At 67.6% G+C, this 287-nt stretch carries 1 protein-coding gene; it reads right to left on the bottom strand.

Going from position 1 to position 287, the window contains the following annotated elements:
- Window positions 1-287, bottom strand: a 287-nt coding sequence (locus J8I34_RS35795) for a transposase (protein WP_209808659.1), incomplete at both ends; no start/stop codon positions are given.

Genomic DNA, 287 nt, shown 5'->3' with positions numbered 1-287 from the left:
CCATCGCGGTCGCGTGGCAACTCGACCCGCACCGGGCCGCGCTCGGTGATCACGGTCTTGCCGCTGAGGCCGTTACGCGCATTGGACTGCTCGGCCGGCTTGGGCTCGCCCGGCTTATAGCCCAAATGCATGCTCATCTCGGCGCCCATCGCCCGTTCGATGATGGCCTTGTTGAACGCCAGCATCAGGTCCTGGACCTCGCTGGGGGTCATCGGCCCTTTGACCAGCTCATCCAGCAAGCCCTCAGGCAAAGCCGGCAGCGGCCCGCGGGCCGCTGCCTGAGACGC

Source organism: Cupriavidus phytohabitans, from assembly GCF_017815025.1.
In the GTDB taxonomy this organism is placed as follows: Bacteria; Pseudomonadota; Gammaproteobacteria; order Burkholderiales; family Burkholderiaceae; genus Cupriavidus.
This window is presented reverse-complemented; position numbering and strand designations above follow the sequence as displayed.